The following is a 3,596-nucleotide window of genomic DNA, read 5'->3' as shown; positions in this document are numbered from 1 at the left end:
CGGCGTGCTCAGCAGCAGTTCGGCCATGCCCATCACGCCGGTCATCGGCGTGCGGATCTCGTGACTCAGCGTGGCCAGGAACTGGCTCTTCGCCGCGCTGGCGGCCTCGGCCATCTGCCGCTGCTGCTCCACCATCGCCACGTGGTGCCGTCGCGCCAGCCGGCGCCGCCAGATCCACAGGCCGAACCAGATGCCCAGCAACGCGATCAGCACGTAACCCAGCCACGCCCACCAGCGCTGCCATGGCGGTGCCTGTACCTGGATCTGCAGCGGATGAGCCAGGTGCACCCACTGGCCGTTGGCGCCGGCGGCCTGCACTTCCAGCGTGTAGTCGCCCGCGCCGAGCCCGGTGAACTCGCGCTCGCCGTGGTTGCCGTTGTCGATCCATGTACTGTCGAAGCCGCGCAGGCGGAACCGATAGTGGTTCGCCGCCGGATCGACGTAGGAGAAAAGCCGCGTCGCCACGTACAGGCCGCGATCCTTCCAGCCCAGGGTGATCGTCTGCTGCGGCGCCAGTGGCTGCAGCTTGCCGTCGCGACGCACGCTGACCTGGGTGACCGCCAGCGGTGACACGGTGGTGTCGTCACGGATGCGGTCGGGGTTGAAGCCGGCCACGCCGCCCAGCGTCGGCGCATACAGGTTGCCGTCGGGCATGACGGCGTAGCCGCGGGAGAATTCGCCGTTGGCCAGGCCGTTCTGCAGGCCGAATGAACGGAACTGGCCGGTGCGCGGATCGAACCGCCACAAGCCGTCGTGACCGAGCATCCAGATCCGCTGCATGACATCGATCTGCAAGTCGACCACGTTGATGGACGGCCAGCCCTGCGAGGCGTCGACGGTGCGATCGAGCACCAGTGCGTCGTCCCGGTAGTGATAGTGTTCGAGAGCTTCGGGGCGAACCATCCAGATGCCGCCGTCGTCGAAATCGAACGCGTTCACCGCCCGGTCGTTGGTGACCCCGGGGATCACCTCGAAGCGGTCGCGATCGGGGCTCATGCGCAACATGCCGCCATCGCTGGCGTACCAGAAGTAGCCGCCATGCAGGGTGAGCTGGCTGCCCCACAAGACGCGCTGGTTCGGCTGGTCCATCGCCACCCGGGTCACCGCCAGGGTGTCCTGATCGATGCGGAACAGACCTTCGCCGAACGTGCGCGCGTACATGCGCCCATCCGGGCCGGGCTCCACTTCCAGCGGATGCTTGAGCCAGTGGCCTTCCGGGTCGATGCGCTGCGGCGGCTGGCCCAGGGTGTCGCGGTAAAGTGCGCCACGCACCGCGATCCACAGGCGCTCCTGCGGGTCCTGGGTCATGCCCAGCACGTCGCCGCCAAGACCGGACAGCACATGCTCGACCTTGCCGGTGTGCGGATCGAGCTTGTCCACGCGGCCGGAGCGTTCGCCGACCCAGACACGACCATCGTGTCCGCGCGCCATCGCCGTGACGATCGAATCGCGCAGGCTGGTCGGGTCGTCCGGAATATGGGTGAAGCGGCTGGTGTCGTTCCAGCCGGGCGCGAGGTAGCCCACGCCGCCGTCCAGCATCGTCACCCACAGCCCGCCCTCGTGGTCGACCAGCATCGACCACACCCAGGTGCCGGGCAGATCGCCGTGCAGCACCGGCTGGTCGGTCACCGCCAGCATCGGCGCCGACGGCTGCATCTGCACGAACAGTCCGTGCTGGGTGCCGATCCACAGGCGCCCGCTGCGGTCACGGGCGCTGGCGAACACGTTGCCATCGGGTGCTCCGGCGCTGGCCAGCGGGCGCGCCACGTCGTCGCTGCCCACCAGCAGCAGGCCATGGGTGCTTTCGACGCGGATCTCGCCGGCGTCGCCATCGATATGCCAGGCATCGATCGGCAAGGCCGTGCCGGCCTGCGAAACCCGATGCATGCTGCCGGCGATGTCGCGACGGAACAGGCCACGGCTGCTGCCGATCCACAACTGCTGGCGGGCGTCGACGTAGAGCGCAGCGACCAGCCCGAACGCGGCCGGGTCGGTGCCCAGCAGGGGATTGGTCACGTGCTCGAAACCGCGATGATCCGGCCGCATGCGGTCCAGGCCCCGCACCGTGCCGATCCACAGGTTGCCGTCGGCGTCGGCAACCATCGACCAGACCTTGTCGCTGCTGAGGCTGGCGGGATCATGCGGATCGTTGCCCCAGTGCGTGAAGTGGCCGCTGGCGGCGTCGTAGCGGTTCAGCCCCGCCTCCAGACCGGCCGCCCACAGCGTGCCGTCGCGATCGAACAGCAGGCTGGCGATGCCGTTGTCATACAGCGAACCGGGGTCGTCGACGGCGTGCCGGAACACCTTGAAGTCGACGCCGTCGTAACGGGCGATGCCGCCCTTGGTGCCGAACCAGATCGCGCCGTCGCGATCCTGCACCACGGCGTACACGCTGCTGCTGGGCAGGCCGTCGGTAGTGGCGTAGCGGCGGAATTGCGGCGTAGGCAACAGTCCGTTCACCGGCAGGTTCGCCGCGGGCGCGACGGCCGCGGCGACCTCCGGCGTGCCGGGCACGGCCGCGCCCAGGGCCAGCGCCATGCCCAGCAAGGCGGCCGCCAGCATCAGTCCGTCTCCTGCGGAACGACGGGGGCGGTCGACGTCGATCCGATCACCCGCGCCAGCGCCTGGCTCAACTGCTCGCCGGTCAGCGGCTTGTGCAGGAAACCGTCCATGCCCGCGTCGCGGGCCATCGCCTCGTCCTTGTTGCCCGAGCGCGCGGTGACCGCAATGATCGGCAGGTGCTGTTGCCGGTGTTCGCGCTGGCGGATCAACCGGGCGATCTGGAAACCGTCCACGCCCGGCAGGTCCAGATCCAGCAACACGGCATCGAAGCTGGACTGGGCCAGCTCGGCCAGCGCGGCCAGGCCGTTCACCACGTGCACCACCGCGTGCCGTTCGCGTTCCAGCAGGCCGCGGATCACCGCCGCCACGATGGTGTCGTCCTCCACCAGCAGCAGGCGGTAGCACCGGTCGGAAGACGGTACCGCCGTGGGCAACGGCGCCGGCGGCTCGGCCAGCGGCAGCCGCACGCGGAACGTGCTGCCGTGGGCGAGCCGCGATTCCAGTTCGATGCTGCCGCCCATCATGTCCACCAGCTCGCGACAGATCGCCAGGCCCAGACCGCTGCCCGCCCGGCGCTGCGGACCCTCGACCTGCTCGAAGCGCTGGAACAGGCGCGCCTGGCTCGCTTCGGGAATGCCCGGGCCGGTGTCGATGATGCTGAATTGCAGGCCACCATCGATCCGTTGCGCACGCAGGGTGACACTGCCCTGCTCGGTGAATTTCAGCGCATTGTTGGCGAGGTTCAGCAGCACCTGCTTGATCCGCAGCGCATCGCCGAGCAACTGCGGCGGCAGGTCGGCGGCGGCGTCCAGCACGAAGCGCAGGCCCCGCGCATGCGCCAGCCCCTGCTCCAGTTGCGCCACCTCTTCCAGCAGCTGCCGCGGTTCGAACGCCACCGGCTCCAGCTCCAGCCGGCCGGCCTCGATGCGGGCCAGGTCCAGCGCGTCGTTGAGCAGCTTCAGCAGCATCGTGCCGGAGCGCTGCATGGCCTGGGTGTAGTCGTGCTGCAGCGGGTTGAGCGGCGTGCTCAGCAG

At 69.3% G+C, this 3,596-nt stretch carries 2 protein-coding genes; both read right to left on the bottom strand.

Annotated elements, in window-relative coordinates:
- A partial coding sequence (locus tag ASD82_RS00085) for a two-component regulator propeller domain-containing protein (RefSeq protein ID WP_056713620.1) occupies positions 1-2,562 on the bottom strand: 2,562 nt, incomplete at its 3' end.
- Positions 2,562-3,596, bottom strand: a 1,035-nt coding sequence (locus tag ASD82_RS00080; RefSeq protein WP_157599135.1) for an ATP-binding protein, incomplete at its 5' end; no start/stop codon positions are given. The genes ASD82_RS00085 and ASD82_RS00080, both read right to left, overlap by 1 nt.

The sequence above is a fragment of the Rhodanobacter sp. Root179 genome, from assembly GCF_001428465.1.
GTDB lineage: Bacteria > Pseudomonadota > Gammaproteobacteria > Xanthomonadales > Rhodanobacteraceae > Rhodanobacter.
This window is presented reverse-complemented; position numbering and strand designations above follow the sequence as displayed.